We start from the raw sequence: 21,870 nt of genomic DNA on the forward strand, positions 1-21,870 counted from the left end.
GAGGTAAACAGAGGGAGAGATAGTGGCTATCACTGTTGTGAAGCGGAACGGCGAGCGCGAGCCGTACGACGCCAACAAGATCAACCTGGCCATCGAGCACGCCGCCGCCGGTCTGGACGAGAACATCACCTGGGTGACCCAGATCGCGAGCGAGCTGGAGCTGACCCTGTTCGACGGGATCACCACCCAGCAGCTCGACGAGGCGGTCATCCAGGTCGCCCTCCAGAACGTCAAGGACGACCCGGCGTTCGACACCGTCGCCGCGCGCCTCCTCCTCAAGACGATCTACAAGCGCGTCCTCGGCGACTACGAGACCCTCGACGAGCTCACCGAGCTGCACACCTCCCACTTCCGCGGCTACATCGAGCGCGGCGTCGCCGAGACCCTCCTCGACTCGCGCTTCACGACCCTCTTCGACCTCGACCGCCTGGCCGGCTACCTCGACCCGGCGCGCGACGAGCTGCTCAAGTACATCGGCGTCGTCACCCTCAACAACCGCTACGGCATCAAGGCCCGCAACGGCGACTCCCTCGAGGTGCCGCAGTACTTCTGGATGCGCATCGCGATGGGCCTCTCCCTCAACGAGGCCGACCCGACCGCGCACGCCCTCGCGTTCTACGACAAGATGTCGCGCCTGGAGTACCTGGCGGCGGGCTCCACGCTCGTCAACGCCGGCACCGCGTACCCGCAGCTCTCCAACTGCTTCGTCATGGAGATGCAGGACGACATCGAGCACATCGCCAAGTCGGTCCGCGACGTGATGTGGCTCACCAAGGGCACCGGCGGCATCGGCCTCTCGGTCACCAAGCTGCGCGCCCAGGGCTCGCCCATCCGCTCCAACAACACCACCTCCACCGGCCCGATCCCGTTCATGCACACGATCGACTCGGTGCTGCGCGCGGTCAGCCGCGGCGGCAAGAAGTTCGGCGCCCTCTGCTTCTACATGGAGAACTGGCACCTCGACTTCCCGGAGTTCCTCGACCTCCGCCAGAACTCGGGCGACCCGTACCGCCGCACCCGCACCGCCAACACCGCGGTGTGGATCAGCGACGAGTTCATGAAGCGCGTCCAGAACGACGAGGACTGGTACCTCTTCGACCCGCTGGAGGTCGCCGACCTCAACGAGCTGTACGGCAAGGAGTTCTCCGAGCGCTACGCCGAGTACGTCGCGCTGGCCGAGGCGGGCGAGCTGCGCATGTTCAAGAAGATCAGCGCGCGCTCGCAGTTCAAGGACATCCTGATGAGCCTCCAGACCACCAGCCACCCGTGGCTGACCTGGAAGGACACCATCAACAACCGCGCCCTCAACAACAACACGGGCACGATCCACCTCTCCAACCTCTGCACCGAGATCACGCTGCCGCAGGACCGCGACAACGTGTCGGTCTGCAACCTGGCCTCCATCAACCTGTCGCGTCACCTGATCGACGGGAAGATGGACTGGGAGCGCATCGAGGCGAGCGCCCGCCAGGCCGTCCGCCAGCTCGACAACCTGATCGACATCACCGTGTCGAGCGTCGACGAGGCCGACTACTCCAACCAGCAGAACCGCGCGATCGGCCTCGGCGTCATGGGCTTCACCGACATCGTCGAGCGCCTCGGCTTCAGCTACGAGAGCGAAGAGGCATACGCCCTGATCGACGAGATCATGGAGCACGTCTCCTACGCGGCCATCGACGAGAGCGCCGACCTGGCCCGCGAGCGCGGCGCCTACCCGAACTTCGAGGGCTCGCGCTGGTCCCAGGGCCTGGTGCCCTACGACTCGATCGCGCTGACGGAGGCCGACCGCGGCGTCCCGATCACGGTCGACCGCACCATCCGCCTCGACTGGGACCGCCTGCGCGAGAAGGTCAAGGGCGGCATGCGCAACGCCACCCTGATGGCGATCGCGCCCACGGCCTCCATCGGCCTCGTCGCCGGCACCACGCCCGGCTTCGACCCGCAGTTCTCGCAGATCTTCAGCCGGTCGACCTCCTCGGGCAAGTTCCTCGAGGTCAACCGCAACCTGGTCGAGACGCTGCAGGAGCGCGGCATCTGGCAGGACGTCCGCGAGTCGATCCTGCGCTCGCAGGGCGACATCCAGGGCATCGCGGCGATCCCGGACGAGGTCAAGGCCACGTTCAAGACCAGCTTCCAGCTCTCGCCGTACGCCTTCATCGAGGTCGCGGCCCGCGCCCAGAAGTGGATCGACCAGGCGATCAGCCGCAACATGTACCTCGAGACGCGCGACCTCGGCGACATGATGGACATCTACTACGCCGCATGGGAGAAGGGCGTCAAGACGACCTACTACCTGCACATGAAGCCGCGTCACCAGGCCGAGCAGTCGACCGTCAAGGTCAACAAGGCCGAGGAGATCTCGGGAGCCCGCACCGGCTTCGCCACGGTGGGCGCCGGCGCTCCGGCCGCGGCTCCGGCCGTCACTGAGACCGCTCCGGCGGCCGCCCCCGCTCGCCGCGGGTTCGGCTTCGGTGGACTGACCTCCAATGGGGGTGACAAGTAATGAACAGCACCAAGATCGAGGAGTACTACGTGCCGGTCGACCCGATGGACGACCTGCAGTGCGAGTCCTGCCAGTAAGCCCGTAGCGTCGAGACAGAGAAGAAGAGAGAAGCACATGGGCATCCTGGGAACGGGAATCGAGGAGGGCCTCCTCCTCAAGCCGGTGAAGTACCAGTGGGCGATGGACCTCTACGACCAGGCCGTCGCGAACACCTGGTTCCCGAACGAGATCCAGCTCGGCGAGGACATCGCCGACTTCAAGCGGATGACCGACGAGGAACGCCACGCGGTCACCTTCCTGATGAGCTACTTCAACCCGAACGAGCTCCTGGTGAACAAGGCGCTGGCCTTCGGCGTCTACCCTTACATCAACGCGGCCGAGGCGCACCTCTACCTCGCCAAGCAGATGTGGGAGGAGGCGAACCACTGCATGTCGTTCGAGTACGTCCTGGAGACGTTCCCGATCGATCGCGAGCAGGCCTACAACTCCCACGTCGACATCCCGTCGATGGCCCGCAAGGAAGAGTTCGAGGTCGGCTTCATCAAGCGGATGACCGAGCAGACGCTCGACATCACGACGACCGAGGGCAAGCAGGACTTCATCCGCAACCTCGTGGCCTACAACGTGATCCTCGAGGGCATCTGGTTCTACTCGGGCTTCATGGTGGCGCTGTCGTTCCGCCAGCGGAACCTGCTGCGCAACTTCGGCTCGCTGATCGACTGGGTGGTGCGCGACGAGTCGCTGCACCTCAAGTTCGGCATCAACCTGATCCTGACGGTGCTGGAGGAGAACCCCGACCTGCAGACGCCGGAGTTCGCGAACGAGATCCGCCAGATGATCCTCGACGCCGTCGAGATGGAGGAGCAGTACAACCGCGACCTCCTGCCCGGCGGCATCCTGGGTCTGAACGCCAACTACATCAACCAGTACGTCCGCTACCTGGCCGACCGCCGCCTGGAGGAGCTGGGCTTCGAGGCCGAGTACAAGGTCTCCAACCCGGCCAAGTGGATGGCGACCGCCAACGACACGCTCGAGCTGGTCAACTTCTTCGAGTCGACCAACACCTCGTACGAGTCGAACGCGAAGGCGTCGAGCGGTCGCTGAGATGACGGTGCGGAATTCTCCGCTGATCACCGCCGCCGCGCTGGACGCCGCTTCCGGGACCGAGTCCCTGTGGAGCGGCGCCGGCCGGCGGCGGTCGACGTTGCGGATCCTCGACGTGCGCTGGAAGCTCGGCGGTCCTCCCGGGGCGGAGGAGTTCGCCAGGGGGCACATTCCCGGAGCGGTATACGTCGATCTGGACACCGAGCTGGCCGGCCACGGCGTGCCGACGGACGGCCGGCATCCGCTGCCGGACATCGAGGCGTTCCAGGCGTCCGCGCGCCGGTGGGGTGTGAACGACGGGGACAGCGTCGTCGTCTACGACGATGTCTCCGGCACCTCGGCCGCCCGGCTCTGGTGGTTGCTGCGGCACGCCGGTTTCGAGGACGTGCGGGTGCTCGACGGTGGCTTCGCGGCCTGGATCGCGTTCGGCGGCGGTGTCGACACCACCAGCGCGACACCGATTCCCGGAACGGTGCAGCTCGCGTACGGCTCGCTCCCGACGCTCGACGCGGACGACGCCGCTGCCTTCCCGGCGAACGGCGTGCTGCTCGACGCGCGCGCGGGCGAGCGATTCCGCGGCGAGGTGGAGCCGGTCGATCCGCGGGCGGGGCACATCCCCGGAGCCGTCAGCGCGCCAACCGCCGACACCATCGGGCCCGACGGGCGGATGCTGAGCGCCGAGCGGCTCGCCGAGCACTTCGCCGGGCTCGGTGTGACCTCCGGCAGCGCGACCGGCGTCTACTGCGGCTCCGGCGTCACCGCCGCGCACGCCGCGCTCGCGATGGAGGCCGCGGGCCTGCCGGTCCCCGCGCTGTATCCGGGCTCGTTCTCCGCCTGGTCCAACGACCCGGCGCGGCCCGTCGCGATGGGCGCCGCGTAATACGTCGACACAGCCCGTGCGCATCCCGGCGCACGCGCCTATCGTTCCTGCATGACCGCACTCGATCTGATCCCCGCCTCCGCCCCCGGGAACCTCCCGCTGGGCGAGGTGTGCGACTCGGCGGCGGCGCTCATCGGCAACACCCCGATCGTCGAACTGCATTCGCTCCCGTCCGGGCTCGACGTCCGGGTCCTGGTCAAGCTGGAGGGGCGCAACCCCGGCGGGTCGTCCAAGGACCGCATCGCGCTCAGCATGATCCGCTCCGCGGAAGCGGCCGGCGCGCTCGCCCCCGGCGGCACCATCGTGGAGGCCACCAGCGGCAACACCGGCATCGGCCTGGCCCTGATCGGCCGGCTCACCGGCCACCCGGTCGTCATCGTGCACGCCTCCGACATCTCCGACGAGAAGCGCAAGGTCCTCGCCGCCTACGGCGCGCGCCTGGTGGAGGCGGACTGGGAGGCCGGACCCGACGACCCCGCCAACCCGCGCGCGGTCGCCGACCGGATCGCCGCGGAGACCCCTGGCTCGTGGCGCCCCGCCCAGTTCGCGAACACCGCGAACCCGGAGGCGCACTACCGCGGCACCGGCCCGGAGATCTGGCGGCAGACCGCCGGCCGGGTGACGCACTTCGTCGCGGCCATCGGCACCGGCGGCACCGTGAGCGGCACCGGACGCTACCTCAAGGAGGTCAGCGGCGGCGCCGTCGAGGTGCACGGCGCCAACCCCGCAGGCTCGACCTACGACGGCGGTACGGCCGGCCGCATCCTGGTCGACGGCGTCGGCACGGCCTGGCCGCGCGAGTTCTGGCCGCAGACCTTCGACCCGAGGGTGGTGGACGAGGTCCACACGGTCGAGGATGGTGTGGTGTACCGCACGCTCCGCCGGCTCGCCGCCGAGGAGGCGCTGCTGCTCGGACCGTCGTCGGCGCTCGCTGTCGCGACGGCCCTGCGGGTGGCGCGGGAGGCGCGGCCCGGGTCGGTCATCGTGGCCATCGCCCCGGACGGCGGCACGAACTACCTGACCAAGGCCTTCGACGCGGACTGGCTGACCGCAGCCGGCGTCGGCGTCGACTGAGTCCGCGGCACACGAGCACCACGACACGACGGCCGCTCATGCGGCCACAGGCAACACTACGGACAGCAACACGGACAGCAGGGAACGCATGGCACTCCTCCACTTCGGCTGGTTCCTCGGCGCGGGCTTCGGCGTCCAGGGCTGGGGCGACCCGAGCTACGGCGTCGGCTACGACTGGAAGCAGCCGCCGATCTACCAGGACGCCGCGCGCGCCTTCGAGGGCGCCGGCTTCGACCTCTTCATCATCGAGGACGGCGTCGCGGTCCCCGACACCTACGGCGGCTCCGCCGAGGTGAATCTCGCCGCCGCGCGCTTCGTCCCGAAGCACGACCCGCTGCCGCTGGTGCCGTACCTGCTTGGCGCGACCTCCCGGCTCGGCGTCGTGCCGACCCTGAGCGCGAGCTTCTACGAGCCGTTCACCGCCGCCCGCCTGCTCAGCACGCTGCAGCACTTCGCCGGAGGCCGGCTCGGCTTCAACGTCGTGACCAGCGGCTCCGACCTCGCCGCGCAGAACTACGGCCTGGACAAGCAGGTCGAGCACGACCTCCGCTACGACCGCGCCGACGAGTGGGTGGACGTCGTCCGCAAGCTCTGGCGGAGCTGGGAGCCCGACGCGATCGTGGAGGACGTCGCGGGCGGCGTCTTCGCCGACCACCGCAAGGTGCACACGATCGACCACGAGGGCCGGTTCTTCCGCGTCCGCGGTCCGCTCAACACCGCTCCCGCCGCCGAGGACCCGGTGATGGTCCAGGCGGGAGCGTCCGGCCGCGGACGCGACTTCGCGGGCAAGAACTCGGACGTGGTGCTGGCGCTGGCCTCCACCCCCGAGCGGATGCGCGAGTACCGCGACAGCATTCGGGAGGTCGCGGTGCAGCACGGCCGGCCGGCCGACGCCGTGAAGGTGCTGTTCGTGGTCCAGCCGATCCTGACGGCCAACGCCGAGGAGACCGCGAGCGTGCGCGCCGCGCGCGCCGAGCTGACCCAGGCGGCGATCGACGAGCAGCTCCAGTCGATCAGCTACCTGACCGGCGTCGACTTCAAGACCTTCGACCTCGATGCGCCGCTGCCGGAGGTCACCACCAACAGCAACCGCGGCACGCTCGACAACTTCGTGTCCTCGGCTCCGGCCGGTTCCACGCTCCGGGAGATCCTGCAGACCCGCGCCAAGAAGGACGGCCTGGCGATCATCGGCACCGCCGACGAAGTGGCCGACCACTTGGGCGAGCTGGGCGAGGCCGTCGGCGGCGACGGGTTCCTCTTCACCGGCCAGGTGCACCCGGCCAATGTGCACCGCACTCTCGACCCGCTGGTGCCCGCGCTGCGGCGGCGCGGCCTGCTGCGCACCGAGCTCGGCGATGGCGGGCTGCGGCAGAACCTGGCCGACTTCTGACATGCGCACCGTCCGGTTCGGCGCAGAGGCGCCGTCGGTCTCCGACATCGTGGCGGTCGCGGAAGGTGCGCCGGTGGAGCTCGACGGCGACGCGCGTGCGACCATCACGGCCTCCCGCGCCGTCGTGGATCGCGCCATCGAGTCCGGCGAGGCGGTCTACGGCCTGAACCGCCGGCTCGGCGCGGGGCGCGACGACACGGTGGAGGCCGACGACCTGGCGGCCTTCCAGCGCCGCACCATCGCGAACCACCGCGGCGGCATCGGCGAACCGCTGACCGAGACCGAGGCGCGCGCCGTCGTCGCCGCCCGGCTCGCCGGGTTCACGCGCGGGGGAGCGGGCGTGCGGCCGGAGCTGGCCGAGGCGTACGCGGCGCTGCTGAACGCGGGCGTGACGCCGCGCATCCCGTCGCGCGGCTCGGTCGGAGCGGCGGACCTGACCGCGCTGGCTGAGGTCGCCGCGGTCGTCATCGGCACCGGCACCGTGCTCCGCGACGGCGGAGCGCTGCCTGCTGCGGAGGCGCTGGAGGCCGCGGGCCTGACGCCGATCGAGCTGGCGCCGCACGAGGCGCTCGCCGCCCTCAGCGCCAACGCACTGAGCGTGGGCGTCGGCTCGCTCGCCGCCGTGGCAGCCCGGCAGCTCGCGGAGGCCGCCGACCTGGTCGTCGCCCTGTCGCTGGAGGCGGTCGCCGCCCACGGCCCCGCGGGCAACCTCAGCCCGTACGCGGAGGCCGTGGCCGAGGCGCGCGGAGGCGACGGCCAGCGGGCGTCGGCGCACGCGATCCGCGCCGCGCTGTCGGGCAGCGCCCTGGAGGCGCCCGGCCGGACGGTCAGCGTGCAGGACCCGCTCGCCTTCCGAACGGCGCCACAGCTGCACGGAGCGCTGCGGGAGGCCGTCGCGCGCCTCCGGTCGGAGCTGGAGGTCGAGCTCGCCGCGCGCACGGAGAACCCGGTGGTCGACCTCCCGAGCGGCCGGCTCGTCTCCGGCGGCAACTTCCAGGCCCTCCCGCTGGCGCTCGCGCTGGAGAACCTGCGCCTCGCCCTCGCGCACGTGGCGGAGGCCTCCGAGCGCCGCGCCGCCGCCCTCTCGCTCGCGCTCGCGCCCGCCCGCAGGGAGGGCCGGACGCGCGTCCCCGGCCTGCTGCTCTACGCGGCGGCGGACGCCGTCGCCGAGGTGCGCCAGCTCGCGGCGCCGGCCACGCTCGGCAGCTCGACGCTCTCAGGCGTGGAGGACCATGCGACCTACGCGCCGCTCGCGCTCCGTCTCCTGCAGCGGTCGCTCGCGCTGACCGGCGACGTCCTGGCGGTCGAGGCGCTGCACGCCGCCGACCTGCTCGGCGTGCTCGACGCGGCGCCCACCGGAGCGGGCACGCGGCCGCTCGCCTCCGCGCTCACCGCGGCGCTCGCCGCTGACGCGGCCCCCGCCGCCGCGCTCGTCGCCGAAGCAACGCACCTCCTCCTCGGCTGACGCCGCGCATTCGTGCCGAATGTCGCGATTGCCGTCCCGATACGCGACATTCGCGCCGAATCGCGAGTTGCGCGAGTCAAGGCGACATTCGGCACGAATGTCGGTTTTGCCGTCGCGTATCGCGACATTCGTGCCGAATCGTGCCAAGCGCGACTCCCCACATTCGTGGCGAATCGCGCGAGGGCGGCCTACAGGTCCTTGCGGAACCCGAGGTACGACACGGCCTCCCAGTCGCCGTCGAGGTCGAACAGCGGCGAGTAGCCGAGCGAGATGTACAGAGCGACGGCCTCCGGCTGGCGCGCCCCCGTGGTGAGCACGACCGTCCCGACGCCGCGGCGCGCAGCCTCGGCCTCCAGTTCGCTCATCACCCGACGGGCGAGGCCCTGGCGGCGGAACCCGGAGTGCGTCCAGACCCGCTTGACCTCCACGGTGTCGTCGTCCTCCCGCATGAAGGCGCCGCCCGCGACGGGCGTGCCGTCCGCGTCCACCAGCAGCAGGAAGGTCCCGCCCTCCTCGGCCGTGAAGCGCTCGGCCGGGTAGCGCGACAGCTCCGCCGAGGAGGGGATGCCGTCGTTGAATCCGTAGCGCTCGTCGTACTCGCGCGACAGCTCCTCGACCAGAGGTGCGGCGAGCGGATCGTCGGGGCGGGTGACGACCACGCGGGCCGTCGCGGCGAGGCCGGATTGCGGTTGGATCACGACCCGACCCTAGCGCGGCACGGCGTGGCGCGCGCATTCGATGACGCCGCGCGACCCAGACGACGGATTCCGCGCAAGGAAACACGAAATCTCTGCGAAACTTGCAGGAAAACTGGCGTTTCGCGCGCGAATTAGTATGCGTATAACGCATCGGGCCTGGGGTATCCTCCCCTTACCCCTCCTGCAACCCTGCACCAGGAAGAAGGACAACTACCATCATGCGCATCCGTTCCGTGGCCCCCGTGGCCGCCCTCGCCGCCGTCGCAGCGCTCGCGCTGTCCGGCTGTGTCGACAACTCCACCCCCTCGTCGAGCGGCTCAGCGTCGAGCGCCGCGTTCGACGTGAAGAAGGACGACTCGCTCGCGAACAGCCTCCCGTCGAAGATCAAGTCGGCGGGCGTTCTGACCGTCGGCATGGACGACACGTACCCGCCCAACGAGTACAAGGACGACAACGGCAACCCCGCCGGCTGGGAGGTCGACTTCACCAACGCCATCGGGCAGAAGCTCGGCCTGAAGATCAACTACGCGATCGCCAAGTTCGACAACATCATCCCGAGCATCACCGGAGGCAAGGACGACTTCGGGATGTCCTCGTTCACCGACACCGTCGAGCGCGAGAAGCAGGTCGACTTCGTCAACTACTACAACGCCGGCATCCTGTGGGCGTCCGCCAAGGGCAAGAACGTCGACCCGGACAACGCGTGCGGCATGAAGGTCGCCGTCCAGTCGACCACCTACGAGGACACCGACGAGGTCCCCGCCAAGTCGAAGGCCTGCACCGACAAGGGCAAGCCGGCCATCCAGGCGCTCCGCTACGACAACCAGGACGACGCCACCAACGCGGTCATCCTCGGCAAGGCCGACGCGCTCAGCGCCGACTCGCCCGTCACCCTGTACGCGGTCTCGAAGTCGAACGGCAAGCTCCAGGCCGCCGGCAAGACCTTCGACGTCGCGCCGTACGGCATCCCGGTCGCGAAGAACTCCGACCTGACGCCGGTGCTGCAGAAGACCGTCCAGGCCCTGATCGACGACGGCACCTACAAGAAGATCCTCGACAAGTGGGGCGTCGCCGACGGCGGCGTCACCAAGGCCGACCTCAACGCCGCGTCGAAGAGCTGACCATGTCCCAGGGCAATCCGGCCGGTCCGGCGACGGGGGCAGCCCCGTCGCCGGCCGGCGCCCCGCCGTCTGAGCCGATCAAGGCGATCAAGCTCCGCCACCCCTGGCGGATCGTGTTCGCGGTCGTGCTCATCCTGCTGTTCGTCTGGTTCGTGATCGACGCCTCGCAGCGCTCCGCCTACGGCTGGCAGTACGTCGGCAAGTACGTCTTCGACAAGCGCATCAGTGCTGCTGCGCTCGTGACCCTCCAGCTCACGATCTACTCGATGGTCATCGGCGTCATCCTGGGTCTCGTGCTGGCCGTGATGCGGCTCTCGCCGAACCCCGTCGTCAAGTCCGTCGCCTGGCTCTACCTCTGGGTCTTCCGCGGCACGCCTGTGTACGTGCAGCTGGTGTTCTGGGGCCTGTTCTCGCTGATCTACCCGCACATCTTCCTCGGCGTCCCGTGGACGAACCTCGGCGTCAGCCTCGACCTCGGCTTCATGCAGAACGCGTTCATCATCGCGATCGTCGGCCTCGCGCTCAACGAGGCCGCGTACATGGCGGAGATCGTGCGCGCCGGGCTCCTCTCGGTCGACAACGGCCAGGAGGAGGCGGCGACCGCGCTCGGCATGTCGTGGTGGCAGACGATGACCCGCATCGTCATCCCGCAGGCCATGCGCGTGATCATCCCGCCGACCGGCAACGAGGTCATCTCGATGCTGAAGACCACCTCGCTGGTCGCGGCGATCCCGCTCACCACCGACCTCTACGGTGTCGCGCGCGACATCTCGGCGGTCACCTACACGCCGATCCCGCTGCTGATCGTCGCCTCGCTGTGGTACCTGCTGTTCACCTCGATCCTGATGGTGGGCCAGTACTTCCTCGAGAAGCGGTTCTCGCGCGGCGTCAACATGCGCCGGCCGGACAACAAGGAGCCCGCGCTCGCCACGGGCGCCCTGCCCGCCGCGGGCGCGCCCGACGGCAACGACCTGGGAGGCAAGGGATGACCGACACGAAGACCGGCGTGACGCCCATGGTCCTGGCCGAGGGCGTCTCCAAGAGCTTCGGCTCGAACGAGGTGCTCAAGTCCATCTCGCTGTCCGTCCGCCCGGGCGAGGTGCTCTGCATCATCGGCCCGTCCGGCTCGGGCAAATCCACCTTCCTGCGCTGCATCAACCACCTGGAGCGCGTGGACGCCGGCCGCCTGTCGGTCGACGGCCAGGTGGTCGGCTACCGCCAGCACGGCGACAAGCTCTACGAGCTGAAGCCGAAGGAGGCGTCCCGCCAGCGCCGCGAGATCGGCATGGTGTTCCAGCGCTTCAACTTGTTCCCGCACATGACTGCCCTCGAGAACATCATCGAGGCGCCGATCCGGGTGAAGGGCCTGCCGAAGGCGCGCGCCGTGGAGCGGGCGAACGAGCTGCTCGTGCGCGTGGGCCTGGCTGACAAGGGCGACCACTACCCGTCGCAGCTCTCCGGTGGCCAGCAGCAGCGCGTGGCGATCGCCCGCGCGCTGGCGATGGACCCGAAGCTGATGCTGTTCGACGAGCCGACCTCGGCGCTCGACCCCGAGCTGGTCGGCGAGGTGCTCGACGTGATGAAGGGCCTGGCGGCCTCCGGCATGACGATGGTCGTCGTCACCCACGAGATGGGCTTCGCCCGCGAGGTCGCGGACGAGCTGGTCTTCATGGACGGCGGCGTCGTGGTGGAGTCCGGCGACCCGCGCGAGGTGCTGGCCAACCCGCAGCACCAGCGCACGAAGGCCTTCCTGTCGAAGGTGCTCTAGCCCGGGAGCTCCCGTCAACGCACGCAGAGCGGGCGTCGTGACCGTCTGACACAATCGTCGGATGGACAACGACGCCCGCTCTTCCCGTCCCGTCGTCTTCATCACCGGCGCGAGCCGTCCGGACAACATCGGGGCGGCGATCGCCCGCACCCTGGCCTCGCTCGGGTGGGACGTCGCGTTCGCCTTCTGGGACGACTACGACGCTTCGATGCCGTGGGGCGCGCCGGAGCGCGGCCACGACGCCTTCGCGGACGAGCTGCGCGCCTTCGGCGGCCGGGCCCTCCCGGTCGCGGTCGACCTCTCCCACCCCGAGGCGCCCGCGCGCGCGATCCAACGCGTCCGCGCCGGCCTCGGGCCGATCCAGGCGCTGGTCGCCAGCCACGCGCACTCCGTCGACAGCGGGTTGCTCGATACGAGCGTGGAGGCGTTCGACCGGCACTTCGCGGTGAACACCCGCGGCACCTGGCTGCTGATCAAGGCGTTCGCCGAGCAGTTCGAGGCGCCCGCGGAGGCCGGCCCCGCGCTCGGCCGCATCGTCGCGCTGACCAGCGACCACACCGCCCACAACCTCCCGTACGGCGCCAGCAAGGGCGCGCTCGACCGCATCGTCATCGCCGCCGCAGTGGAGCTCGCCCACCTCGGCATCACCGCCAACCTGATCAACCCCGGCCCGATCGACACCGGCTGGATGACGCCCGACCTCGCGGAGGATCTGGCCGCCGAGACCGCCCTCGGGAGGCTCGGGAGGCCGCGGGATACGGCCGACCTCGTCGCCTTCCTGCTGTCGGCGTCGGGCGGCTGGATCAACGGCCAGCTGCTGCACTCCAACGGCGGGTTCCACCTGCCGGTCTAGCCGCCCGTCGAGCGCCGCTCCTAGGCGATCCCTGCGGCGACGAGCGAGGGGGTGAGGAATGTCGGCACCGCACGGGGCCTGGGGTCAGGTGTGCGAGTCGTTCGGAGGAAGATCATCGAAGACGGGTGGCACCACGCCTCTTGCGGCGCGGGATGCAATGATTCCTCCGACGATTACGCCGAGCAGCAGGATTGTCGTGCTTGCGGTTTGCCCTACGCCGCGGGCGCTCTCGGGCAGCACGATACTGATGAGGCTTCCGGCCACCGCGCCGCTGGCGCCGATCCAGACGGGGACACGGGCGGCGGCGTGACCTCGCTGCCAAGCCTCGTCGGAGGACATCACAGATGAAACTCGAAGGCCGATCAGGCTGTTTATGCCTAGGCGCCCGCGTGCTGCTGCTTCGATCGAAACGATAGCGGCAAGGGAGCTCGCGATGACAATCAGACTCACAAATATCATCACACAACCCTACACTTCTACATTGAGAATGTCAGTAGTGATACGTTGAAGCATCGACGGTCTCCGCGCTGTCGTGGGCTAGTCCCGCGCGGAAGGCGAGGTGGCCGCTCGTCTTCGCAACAACGAAAGAAACACACATGAATAAGTATATAAAATTTGCCATCATCAGTGCATCGGCCTTTGCCCTGGTGGTCGCTGGGACCACCTCCGCGAACGCGAGCGAGCCCACTGCGGCGAGCCGACCGGCGGAGGTAAGCGAAACGTCGTATTCGGGTCGGGACGTGATTGGGCTTCTTGCCTTCGGCGCTGGGCCGATTGTGGATGCTCATCCCGAGCTTGAGCTTTACGCACCAACAAGCGATGAGGTGTCGGACTCGACGATCGACGAGGTGTACGAGCTCTATGTGAAGGTGGAGCCGGAATTCGATTCCATCGTGACAGAGCCACTGCAGTCGGGCGATCCGAGGCAGGCGGAGGCAGCACTCGCTTCGTTTGCTGATGTATCACTCGACGTGGCGGACGAACTGGGAATCGAGGTTCCTCAGGAGGTCCGGATCGCGCCGATGGCTGCTGTCCTCTTCGTCGTGGTTGTTGCTGCCGTCGCGGGCGCGGTGGTCGGCACCGTGCTCGGTGCCGTGAACATTCGGTACGCGGTCAACACCGTCGAGTGGTGGGGTGCTGGCACGGGCGCCAGCGTGATCACTGATCAGAAGCGCGCAGCCGGGTTCGCAAAGGCTCTGGGGAAGTAACTTGGGGCTCCCTCGAGTAGCTGATTCCGAGGGTGCTAAGAGTTTGGACAGGGCGCTCTGGTCGTTTGCCGGCGCCCTGTCCGCACTTTTGGTTTGGATCGGTACCAGCGTCTTTTTTACACTCCCTGACAATGTCTTGAGCAGTCCGGACCCCAGGTACAGGGCAGTACGTGCTGCTTTCGCAACGGTTTCGCCGCAGGCATGGGGCTTCTTCACGAATCCGCCTCAGTCTGAAGAGCTGGGGATATATCGATCACCGTCACTTGAGTCTTTGCTGCAAACGCCCCAAAACCGAATCGAGAACTTGTTCGGGCTTAGCCGTGCTCAGCGGGCCCAAGGTCCCGAAATCTCCATCCTCGCTGACGAAGCGAAGTCCTGGCAGAACTGTGGGTTGAAGCAGACTCGGAGCGAGTGCCTGCGCGCCGCTTCGGAATTGAAACCTCAGCACGTCGACGTGCAGATCCGCCACAGAACAGTGTGTGGTTCGGTCGTGATTGCGAAAGAAAAGTACACACCGTTCGAGTATCGAGAGTTTGCCCTGCCAGATCACACGATCGATTCATACGCAAGATTGGATGTTCGTTGTCACTGAGTGCAGCCCACCGAGATCGTCGCCGACTGCGACATGCGCTCGAAACCTTTGACATCCGCCGCGTGACCTTTAGCGTGTTTCGCGCTGGGTTCGCCCTGGCGCAGATACTGTATCTCGCGTTCACGCCATACGACGCGTTGATGCAAACAGTGCTGGGAACGGGGAGCACTCCCGATTGCGATGGACTTCGAGGGATCTCAGCACTGTGCGTAGGAGGAGACGCCGTCCCCGACGGAACAAGGATCATAGTAATCAGCGCCCTTCTCTTGCTCGTTGTGGTGGGGTTCTTGCCTAGAGTCATGTCTGTGGTTCATGCATGGATCGCGGTTTCACTTTCCATTGGAATTGCTCTTCCCGATGGGGGTGACTCCCTTGCGGCCATCGCCACAATAATCCTGGTTTTCGTTGCGTTTTCGGACAACCGCTTGTGGGCTTGGGCGCGCCGCACAGAGCCGCTTGGCCCTACCGCCCGGGGGGTGGGATTCGCCGGCGTGGTAGCCCTTCGCCTGCAGGTCGCAATTGTCTATCTGAACAGCGCGTTCGCGAAATTCGGCGTCGAGGACTGGGCCAACGGATCGGCCGAATACTACGTGTCACGAAGTTACATGTTCGGAGCCTCGGGCCTCATCGGCGACGCGTTGCATAGTGTCACATCGAATCCGCTCTTGCTTGCGGCTATCACGTGGGGCGTGCTTCTGTGTGAAATCGCCATCGGAATCTGCATTCTTCTTGGAACCACTGGGAGGAGAGTTGCTTTTGTCCTCGCCCTGCTACTGCACGCAGGCATCATTCTGACTATTGGCCTTTGGAGTTTCGGGATGATCATGATCTCGTTCGTGGGCATCGCTGCAATGCCAACTTCTCGGCGGGACAAATTCTTCAATGCTCCATCATGGGTCGGCCCCGGTAGGCAGCGGATCGGGGCGATGTGAAGTCCAAACGCGCGACGAGAAGGCCGGCCGTTCGCGCGATTGCAACCTTGACGCAGCTGACGATGCTGGCGTGGTCGCTGGTGGGCTGCGCCGTGCCGTCCGACATTGCGACTGGCACGTCGTCCCCGTCGAACCTTTCCCGGACAGAGACGCGCCTCCATTGGATTGTCGACAAACTCAACTCGACGGAACAACTGCGCGGTGAGGACCTCGCACCGGAACTCGACACGGCAAGCTTCTCACCGGAGGATGCTGAGCGACTTCTTACGTATCTGAACTCGGTGATACGCCCGCAGGGTCCCTTTGTCGTCGTCCGCTTCCAGCGGCTCCCTGGGGGCGACGACGGCCTGGTTGCGTTGCTTCGGAGTCGATGGGGAATCCTCACTGACCTCACCTTTACCTCCTCGACTGATGGGAAGGTGGCTTCGTGGTTCTTCGCGGCCTCAGAATCAATCCCACCTCCCGCCACTTCGTTTGAGGAGATCAAACGCCGGCTGAAAGAGATCTCCCCGGAGACAAGTCTCCTCGTTCAGCGTTCTCGGTCCGGAAGGCAATTGACGGACGTCGGGCTGCACTCTGCCGAAGTCAAGCCCATGTCTTCAATCTTCAAGCTCTACGTCCTTGGAGCGGTCGCAGCTCAGGTTGGCGACGGCACGCTCAGCTGGAAGGACCAGGTCGTGGTCAGCGACGACAAGAAGAGCCCCGGAACCGGAACCCTCCGGGACACCCCCGCCGGAACACATATCTCCGTTCACGACGCGGCGAAAGCAATGATCGGAACCAGTGACAACACCGCGGCCAACATCCTTATGGATCTGGTCGGAGAGAAGGCACTCACGCGCGCCGTCGAGGACCTCGGGCACCACGACCCGAAACTGCTCAGTCCGTTCCTATCTCCGCATGACATGTTCGGGCTTACCGCCGGGAGGAACACGGACGTGGCGGCAAGTTGGGCTACTTCAGACCAGGAGACAAAACGAGCCATCATCGCGTCGCTGGGTGAGGAGCACGTCGAACCGAGCGCCATGGCCAGCGACCGCGCTTTCTGGACTCAAGGTCTCGATTGGTTCGCCAGTGTCGAGGACATCTCCCAAGCATTTCGCAAGCTGCGATTGATGGTCTCGAAGGATCCCAAACTCGGCGAAGTCCTCGAATCTACGATCAATGGTCCGGCCATTGATCAGCTTGCGTTTCTGTCTTCCAAATCTGGTTCCGCGCCGGGGGTCCAGTCAACAGCTTTGATGGCGGAGCTGAAAGACGGAACTGTTGTTACCGCGGTGGCGCAAGTCGTTCTCCGGGATGGTGTAGAGATGCTGGATTTACGACGAGATGAAATTTCGAGCCTGGTTGCCGATGCGCTACGTATCGCCTCACGGCGGACCAGCGGCGGTTAGCCGCTCAATCCCCACCTGCCGGTCTAGCCGCCCAGCACCTTCCGGATCCGCTGGATCGACACCGTCTCCGCCGTCCCAAGCGACTGCGCGAACAGCGACACCCGGAACTCCTCCAGCATCCAGCGCGCGTGCACCAGGTTCTCCGGCGCGTGCGGCGCGGGCGGGATGCGCCCGCCCGCCTCCGTGTAGAGCGCCGTCGCCGTCTCCACCTGCGTCTGCCACGCGCGGTCGCGGCCCGGATTCGTCGGCAGCGCCTGCATGCGCTGCGTGATCCCGTTGAGGTAGCGAGGCAGGTGCGCGAGCTGAGTCAGCCCCGTCGCGGACACGAAGCCGGAGTAGACCAGGCCGGCGAGCTGCGTCTTCGCGTCGTTCAGGGCCGGGAGGTACGCCAGGGAGGTCGTCCCGCCGATCGCCTTCTCGGCCGCCCGCGCGGAGGTGAGGATGCGGGTGACGAGTGCCACCGTCTCGAACATCGAGTCCATGACGACGCCGGACACCCGGTCCCGCACCGCCTCGAACTCGGCGCGCATGAAGAGCTGGCCGTCCGGCTTCATCCGGTACAGCACCGAGTCGATCACCGCGAGCAGGCAGTCGTCGAACAACGCCTTCGTGTTCGGGTACGGGCTCGCGGCCAGCGTCAGCTTCTCGTTGGCCGTCAGGTGCTGCTGCACGTACGCGACCGGCGACGGGATGCTCGCCAGCAGCAGCCTTCTGACCCCGCCCGGCAGCGCTCGCGCCTGCTCGGTCGGCGTCGACATCAGCCGGATGCTCACGCTCGACCCGTCGTCCACCAGCGCGGGGTAGGCGCGGATGGTGTTCGTCGTGCCGCCCGGGCCCTTCTGCGTGGTGTCGAGGTGCCGGGGCAGCTCGTCCAGGTCCCAGGTCGTCAGTCCGGAGCGCTCGATCGCGTCGGGCTGGCGAGCCTCCGCCACGCGGGCGACCGAGTCGCGCGCCCGCGAGCGCAGCCGCTCCTGCAGCGCCATCAGGTCCTTGCCGCTGGCGAGCGGACGGCCGCGCTCGCCGATCACCTGGAACGTCGGCCGCAGGTGCGCGGGCAGCCGCTCCAGGTCGAAGTCCGCACCCGTCACCCGCGAGCCGGTCTGCCGCGAGATGGTGGCGGCGAGCGTGTCGGCGAGGGAGGCCGCGGGGCGGCGGCCGTCGTGCGCGTCCATCCCGGCCGCACTCGAGAGCTCCCCGAGCAGGCGCTTGGCCCAGTCGGCGGCGGGGACGACCTGGCGGCGGATCGCCTTCGGCAGCGACTTGATCATGGCCGTCACGAGATCCTGGCGGAGGCCCGGCACCTGCCAGTCGAAGCCGTCCGGAACGAGCCCCGCGAGCAGCGCCAGCGGCACCTGCACGGTCACACCGTCGTCCTCCGCGCCCGGCTCGAAGCGGTAGCGGAGGGTGAGCCGCTGGTCGCCCTGCCGCCACACCGGAGGGAAGGCCTCCTCGTCGATCCCGGCCGCGTCGTCCTCGAGCAGCGCCTCCGGAGTCATCGTCAGCAGGTCGGGGGTCTCGTTCCTGGCCTTCTTCCACCAGCCTTCGAAGGAGCGCGTCGAGACCACGTCGGCGGGGATGCGCGCGTCGTAGAACTCGAACACGGCCTCGTCGTCGTTGAGGATGTCGCGGCGGCGGGTGCGCTCCTCCAGCTCGCGCAGTTCCGCCAGCAGCTTGCGGTTGGCGCGGTCGAACGCCTGCCGCGAGTCCCACTCGCCGTCCACGAGCGCGTGCCGGATGAACAGCTCGCGGGACAGCTCGGCGTCGATCCGCGCGTACTGCACGCGGCGGCGCGGGATGATCGGGACGCCGTACAGCGTGACCCGCTCGTAGGCGACGACCGCGCCCTGGTTCTTCTCCCAGTGCGGTTCGCTGTACTGCCGCTTGCAGAGGTCGCCCGCGATCGGCTCGGCCCAGGCCGGGTCGACGGCCGCGTTCATCCGTGCGAACAGCCGGGAGGTCTCCACCAGCTCGGCGGACATGATCGCGTTCGGCTGCTTCTTGGCGAGCGCCGAGCCCGGGAAGATCACGAACCGGGCCTGCCGCGCGCCCAGGTACTCGGACTGCCGCTGGCCGCGCGCCGATCCCTTGTTTCCGGACTCGCGGATGTCCTTGAGACCCAGGTGCGACAGCAGCCCGGCCAGTAGCGACCGGTGGATGCCGTCCGGATTCACCGACGGCTCGCCGATGGTCAGCTCCAGCGGCTTGGCGAGCTGGCGCAGCTGCCGGTAGACGTCCTGCCACTCCCGCACCCGCAGGAAGTTCAGGTACTCGGCCTTGCACAGCCTCCGGAACGCGCTGGAGGACAGCTCGCGCTGCTGCTCCTCCAGGTAGTTCCAGAGGTTGAGCAGCGTGAGGAAGTCGCTGGTCGGGTCGACGAACCTGGCGTGCTTCTCGTCGGCGCTGCCGCGCTTCTCGACGGGCCGCTCGCGGACGTCCTGGATGGTGAGGCCGGCGACGATGGCCATGACCTCCCGGGAGGTGTTGTGCCGCTTGGACTCCACGACCATGCGGGCGAAGCGCGGGTCGATCGGGAGGCGGGCGAGCTGGCGGCCGATCCGGGTCAGCTCGATCCCGCCGGAGCGTGTGGAGGGCCTCGTCGCGCCCAGCTCCGCCAGCAGGTCGAGCCCGTCCTTGATGCCGCGCGAGTCCGGCGGCGTCAGGAACGGGAACGCCGCGATGTCCCCGAGCCCGAGCGAGATCATCTGCAGGATGACCGCAGCGAGGTTGGTGCGCAGGATCTCCGGCTCGGTGAACTCCGCCCGCTTCTCGAAGTCCTCCTGCGAGTACAGCCGGATCGCGATGCCGTCGCTGGTGCGCCCCGACCGCCCGGAGCGCTGGTTGGCGCTCGCCTGCGAGATCGCCTCGATCGGGAGGCGCTGCACCTTGGCGCGCGTGGAGTAGCGGCTGATGCGGGCGGTGCCGGCGTCCACGACGTACTTGATGCCCGGCACGGTGAGGCTGGTCTCCGCCACGTTGGTGGCGAGCACGACCCGCCGCCGGACGCCGGGCATGGTGGACGGCTGGAAGACGCGGTGCTGCTCGGCCGACGACAGCCGGCCGTACAGCGGCAGCACCTCGGTGCCCGGGAGGTTGCGGCCGCGGATCGCGTCGGCGGCGTCGCGGATCTCGTTCTCGCCGGAGAGAAAGACCAGCACGTCGCCCGACGCCTCGCGGGCCAGTTCGTCCAGCGCATCGTTGATGCCCTGCAGGTAGTCGCGGTCGGCGGCCGGCACGGGATCCGGGTCGTCCTCGTCGGCCTCCAGCGCCTCCGCGACCAGCGGCCGGTAGCGCAGCTCGACCGGATAGGTGCGACCGGAGACCTCCACGATCGGCGCGGGTGTGCCGTCGGCCGCGGCGAAATGCGCGGCGAAGCTCTCCGGGTCGATGGTGGCGGAGGTGATGATCACCTTGAGGTCGGGCCGTTTCGGCAGCAGCTCGCGCAGGTAGCCGAGCAGGAAGTCGATGTTGAGGCTGCGTTCGTGCGCCTCGTCGATGATGATCGTGTCGTAGGCGCGCAGCAGCCGGTCGCGGTGGATCTCGTTGAGCAGGATCCCGTCGGTCATCAGCTTGACGCGGGTCGCCGCCGAGACGCGATCCGTGAAGCGGACCTGGTAGCCGACCAGGTCGCCGACGCTCTGGCCGAGCTCTTCCGCGATCCGCTCCGCGATGGTGCGCGCGGCGAGCCGGCGCGGCTGGGTGTGGCCGATGCTCTCCCGCCCGAGTTCGAGGCAGATCTTGGGGAGCTGCGTGGTCTTGCCCGAGCCGGTCTCGCCGGCCACGATCACGACCTGGTTGTCGCGGATGGCGCGCGCGATGTCGTCCCGCTTCTGGCTGACGGGCAGCTCGGGCGGGAAGACGATGCGGGGGAGGGTGACCGGTGCGGACATGAGCCCTCCAGTCTATCCGTTTCGCTGGATTCAAAGCTCTTGTACATGCAGACTACTTTGTGCTACAAAGTGACCATGAACGAGAACCTGTCCGGAGACGCCAGGGAGATGCTCGACCTCATCGACGGTCAGCAGCGCCGCGTCGACCGTGGACTCCGCATCCCCGTCGTCTGGCTGTACACCGTGTGGGCGGTGGCCTGGCTGGTCGGCTTCCTCGCCCTGTACTTCGCGCAGCTGGGCCTGTTCGATCCGGTCGCCGCCGGCATCGTGTTCGCCGTGCTCATCGTCGGATCGATCGTCGCCTCGGCCGTGATCGGTTCCCGGATCGGCCGCGGCGTGCGCGGGGACTCGCAGTTCGCCGGCACGGTCTACGGCGTCTCCTGGTCGGTGTGCTCCGTCGCGTTCGCGCTGCTGGGCATCGGCCTGATCGCCGAGGGGATGCCGGGCGACCTCGCCGGCATCTACTTCCCGAGCGCCTACGCGCTCATGTGCGGGACGCTCTACCTCGCCGGAGCCGCGGTCTGGCACGACCGCTTGCAGCTCGTCCTCGGCCTCGCGCTCCTGGTGGTCGGCGCCGTCGCGCCGTTCCTGGGGCTCGGCCCGAACCTTCTGCTCATGGCCGTCGCGGGCGGCGTCGTCTTCGGAGCGGGCGCCCTCGTCACGCTCCGCACGCTGAGCCCGCAGCGGTGACCGCAGTGGACGAGCTCGACCCGGTCATCCACGCCGCCGCCCGCCTCAAGATCACCGCGACCCTGGCGACCGTCGCGGAGGGCGGCAGCATGTCGTTCCCGCGCCTCCAGGAGCTGCTCGACCTGACAGCGGGCAACCTCGCGACGCACCTGCGCAAGCTGGAGGACGCCGGTTACGTCGAGGTCGAGAAGTCGCACCGCGGACGCGTCCCCGTCACGTATCTCGCCCTCACCACGACGGGTCGCCGGGCGTTCGAGGACTACACGGCGACGCTGAAGGCGATCCTCGGGGCGTGACGGCGGCCCCCACCG

The 21,870-nt window shown here is 68.1% G+C and carries 19 protein-coding genes; 16 read left to right on the forward strand and 3 right to left on the reverse strand.

Annotation, left to right across the window (positions count from 1 at the left end; translation table 11 throughout):
• Positions 1 to 22: 22 nt before the first annotated feature.
• From F1C12_RS21260 to F1C12_RS21285, 6 genes are all read left to right on the forward strand, one after another.
• On the forward strand, positions 23 to 2,503 hold the full coding sequence (locus tag F1C12_RS21260; protein ID WP_185276778.1) for a ribonucleoside-diphosphate reductase subunit alpha: 2,481 nt from the start codon (positions 23 to 25) through the stop codon (positions 2,501 to 2,503).
• A gap of 114 nt (positions 2,504 to 2,617) precedes the next feature.
• Complete coding sequence (locus F1C12_RS21265) at positions 2,618 to 3,607, forward strand: ribonucleotide-diphosphate reductase subunit beta (RefSeq protein WP_185276779.1); 990 nt, start codon at positions 2,618 to 2,620, stop codon at positions 3,605 to 3,607.
• A 1-nt stretch (position 3,608) separates the two neighbouring features.
• Positions 3,609 to 4,487, forward strand: coding sequence for a sulfurtransferase (locus tag F1C12_RS21270; protein WP_185276780.1), 879 nt, complete (start codon positions 3,609 to 3,611; stop codon positions 4,485 to 4,487).
• 51 nt (positions 4,488 to 4,538) lie between these two features.
• The gene (locus F1C12_RS21275) at positions 4,539 to 5,561 is read left to right on the forward strand and encodes a PLP-dependent cysteine synthase family protein (RefSeq protein WP_185276781.1); all 1,023 of its coding nucleotides are present in this window, start codon (positions 4,539 to 4,541) and stop codon (positions 5,559 to 5,561) included.
• Between the two features lie 88 nt (positions 5,562 to 5,649).
• Positions 5,650 to 6,951 carry an NtaA/DmoA family FMN-dependent monooxygenase gene (locus tag F1C12_RS21280; protein ID WP_185276782.1) on the forward strand — a complete coding sequence of 434 codons (1,302 nt, stop codon included), beginning with the start codon at positions 5,650 to 5,652 and terminating at the stop codon, positions 6,949 to 6,951.
• Position 6,952: 1 nt separating this feature from the next.
• Entirely contained in the window at positions 6,953 to 8,416 is a 1,464-nt protein-coding gene (locus F1C12_RS21285; protein WP_185276783.1) for an aromatic amino acid ammonia-lyase, read from the forward strand.
• A gap of 188 nt (positions 8,417 to 8,604) precedes the next feature.
• On the opposite strand, the gene F1C12_RS21290 is transcribed toward F1C12_RS21285, so the two are convergent.
• Positions 8,605 to 9,114: a GNAT family N-acetyltransferase gene (locus tag F1C12_RS21290; RefSeq protein ID WP_258046051.1), complete on the reverse strand. Its 510-nt coding sequence runs from the start codon at positions 9,112 to 9,114 to the stop codon at positions 8,605 to 8,607.
• Between the two features lie 218 nt (positions 9,115 to 9,332).
• Here F1C12_RS21290 and F1C12_RS21295 point away from each other — a divergent pair, with 218 nt between their 5' ends.
• The 4 genes from F1C12_RS21295 (at position 9,333) to F1C12_RS21310 (ending at position 12,856) form a co-directional block, all read left to right on the forward strand.
• On the forward strand, positions 9,333 to 10,235 hold the full coding sequence (locus F1C12_RS21295) for an ABC transporter substrate-binding protein (RefSeq protein WP_185276784.1): 903 nt from the start codon (positions 9,333 to 9,335) through the stop codon (positions 10,233 to 10,235).
• A 2-nt stretch (positions 10,236 to 10,237) separates the two neighbouring features.
• On the forward strand, positions 10,238 to 11,224 hold the full coding sequence (locus F1C12_RS21300) for an amino acid ABC transporter permease (RefSeq protein WP_185276785.1): 987 nt from the start codon (positions 10,238 to 10,240) through the stop codon (positions 11,222 to 11,224).
• A complete protein-coding gene (locus F1C12_RS21305) occupies positions 11,221 to 12,003 on the forward strand; it encodes an amino acid ABC transporter ATP-binding protein (RefSeq protein WP_308457995.1) in 783 nt (260 codons plus the stop codon). The genes F1C12_RS21300 and F1C12_RS21305 overlap by 4 nt, the downstream gene beginning before the upstream one ends.
• Positions 12,004 to 12,064: 61 nt before the next feature.
• Positions 12,065 to 12,856, forward strand: coding sequence for an SDR family oxidoreductase (locus F1C12_RS21310; protein WP_185276786.1), 792 nt, complete (start codon positions 12,065 to 12,067; stop codon positions 12,854 to 12,856).
• 84 nt (positions 12,857 to 12,940) lie between these two features.
• On the opposite strand, the gene F1C12_RS21315 is transcribed toward F1C12_RS21310, so the two are convergent.
• The gene (locus tag F1C12_RS21315) at positions 12,941 to 13,315 is read right to left on the reverse strand and encodes an SdpI family protein (RefSeq protein ID WP_185276787.1); all 375 of its coding nucleotides are present in this window, start codon (positions 13,313 to 13,315) and stop codon (positions 12,941 to 12,943) included.
• Positions 13,316 to 13,452: 137 nt separating this feature from the next.
• Here F1C12_RS21315 and F1C12_RS21320 point away from each other — a divergent pair, with 137 nt between their 5' ends.
• The 4 genes from F1C12_RS21320 (at position 13,453) to F1C12_RS21335 (ending at position 16,982) form a co-directional block, all read left to right on the forward strand.
• The gene (locus F1C12_RS21320) at positions 13,453 to 14,064 is read left to right on the forward strand and encodes a hypothetical protein (RefSeq protein WP_185276788.1); all 612 of its coding nucleotides are present in this window, start codon (positions 13,453 to 13,455) and stop codon (positions 14,062 to 14,064) included.
• A 136-nt stretch (positions 14,065 to 14,200) separates the two neighbouring features.
• Positions 14,201 to 14,656: an SdpA family antimicrobial peptide system protein gene (locus F1C12_RS22895; RefSeq protein WP_374939582.1), complete on the forward strand. Its 456-nt coding sequence runs from the start codon at positions 14,201 to 14,203 to the stop codon at positions 14,654 to 14,656.
• A gap of 62 nt (positions 14,657 to 14,718) precedes the next feature.
• Positions 14,719 to 15,588 (forward strand): sporulation-delaying protein SdpB family protein, encoded by an 870-nt coding sequence (locus F1C12_RS21330; RefSeq protein WP_185276790.1) that lies wholly within the window; start codon positions 14,719 to 14,721, stop codon positions 15,586 to 15,588.
• A gap of 47 nt (positions 15,589 to 15,635) precedes the next feature.
• Entirely contained in the window at positions 15,636 to 16,982 is a 1,347-nt protein-coding gene (locus F1C12_RS21335; protein ID WP_185276791.1) for a serine hydrolase, read from the forward strand.
• A 23-nt stretch (positions 16,983 to 17,005) separates the two neighbouring features.
• Here the strand turns inward: F1C12_RS21335 and hrpA are convergent, their stop codons facing one another.
• Positions 17,006 to 20,869 (reverse strand): ATP-dependent RNA helicase HrpA, encoded by a 3,864-nt coding sequence (gene hrpA, locus F1C12_RS21340; RefSeq protein WP_185276792.1) that lies wholly within the window; start codon positions 20,867 to 20,869, stop codon positions 17,006 to 17,008.
• A 75-nt stretch (positions 20,870 to 20,944) separates the two neighbouring features.
• On the opposite strand from hrpA, the gene F1C12_RS21345 reads away from it, so the two are divergent.
• Entirely contained in the window at positions 20,945 to 21,559 is a 615-nt protein-coding gene (locus F1C12_RS21345; protein ID WP_185276793.1) for a hypothetical protein, read from the forward strand.
• A 5-nt stretch (positions 21,560 to 21,564) separates the two neighbouring features.
• Complete coding sequence (locus F1C12_RS21350) at positions 21,565 to 21,855, forward strand: transcriptional regulator (protein WP_185279112.1); 291 nt, start codon at positions 21,565 to 21,567, stop codon at positions 21,853 to 21,855.
• The last annotated feature ends 15 nt before the right edge of the window (positions 21,856 to 21,870 follow it).

The organism is Leifsonia shinshuensis, assembly GCF_014217625.1.
In the GTDB taxonomy this organism is placed as follows: domain Bacteria; phylum Actinomycetota; class Actinomycetes; order Actinomycetales; family Microbacteriaceae; genus Leifsonia; species Leifsonia shinshuensis_A.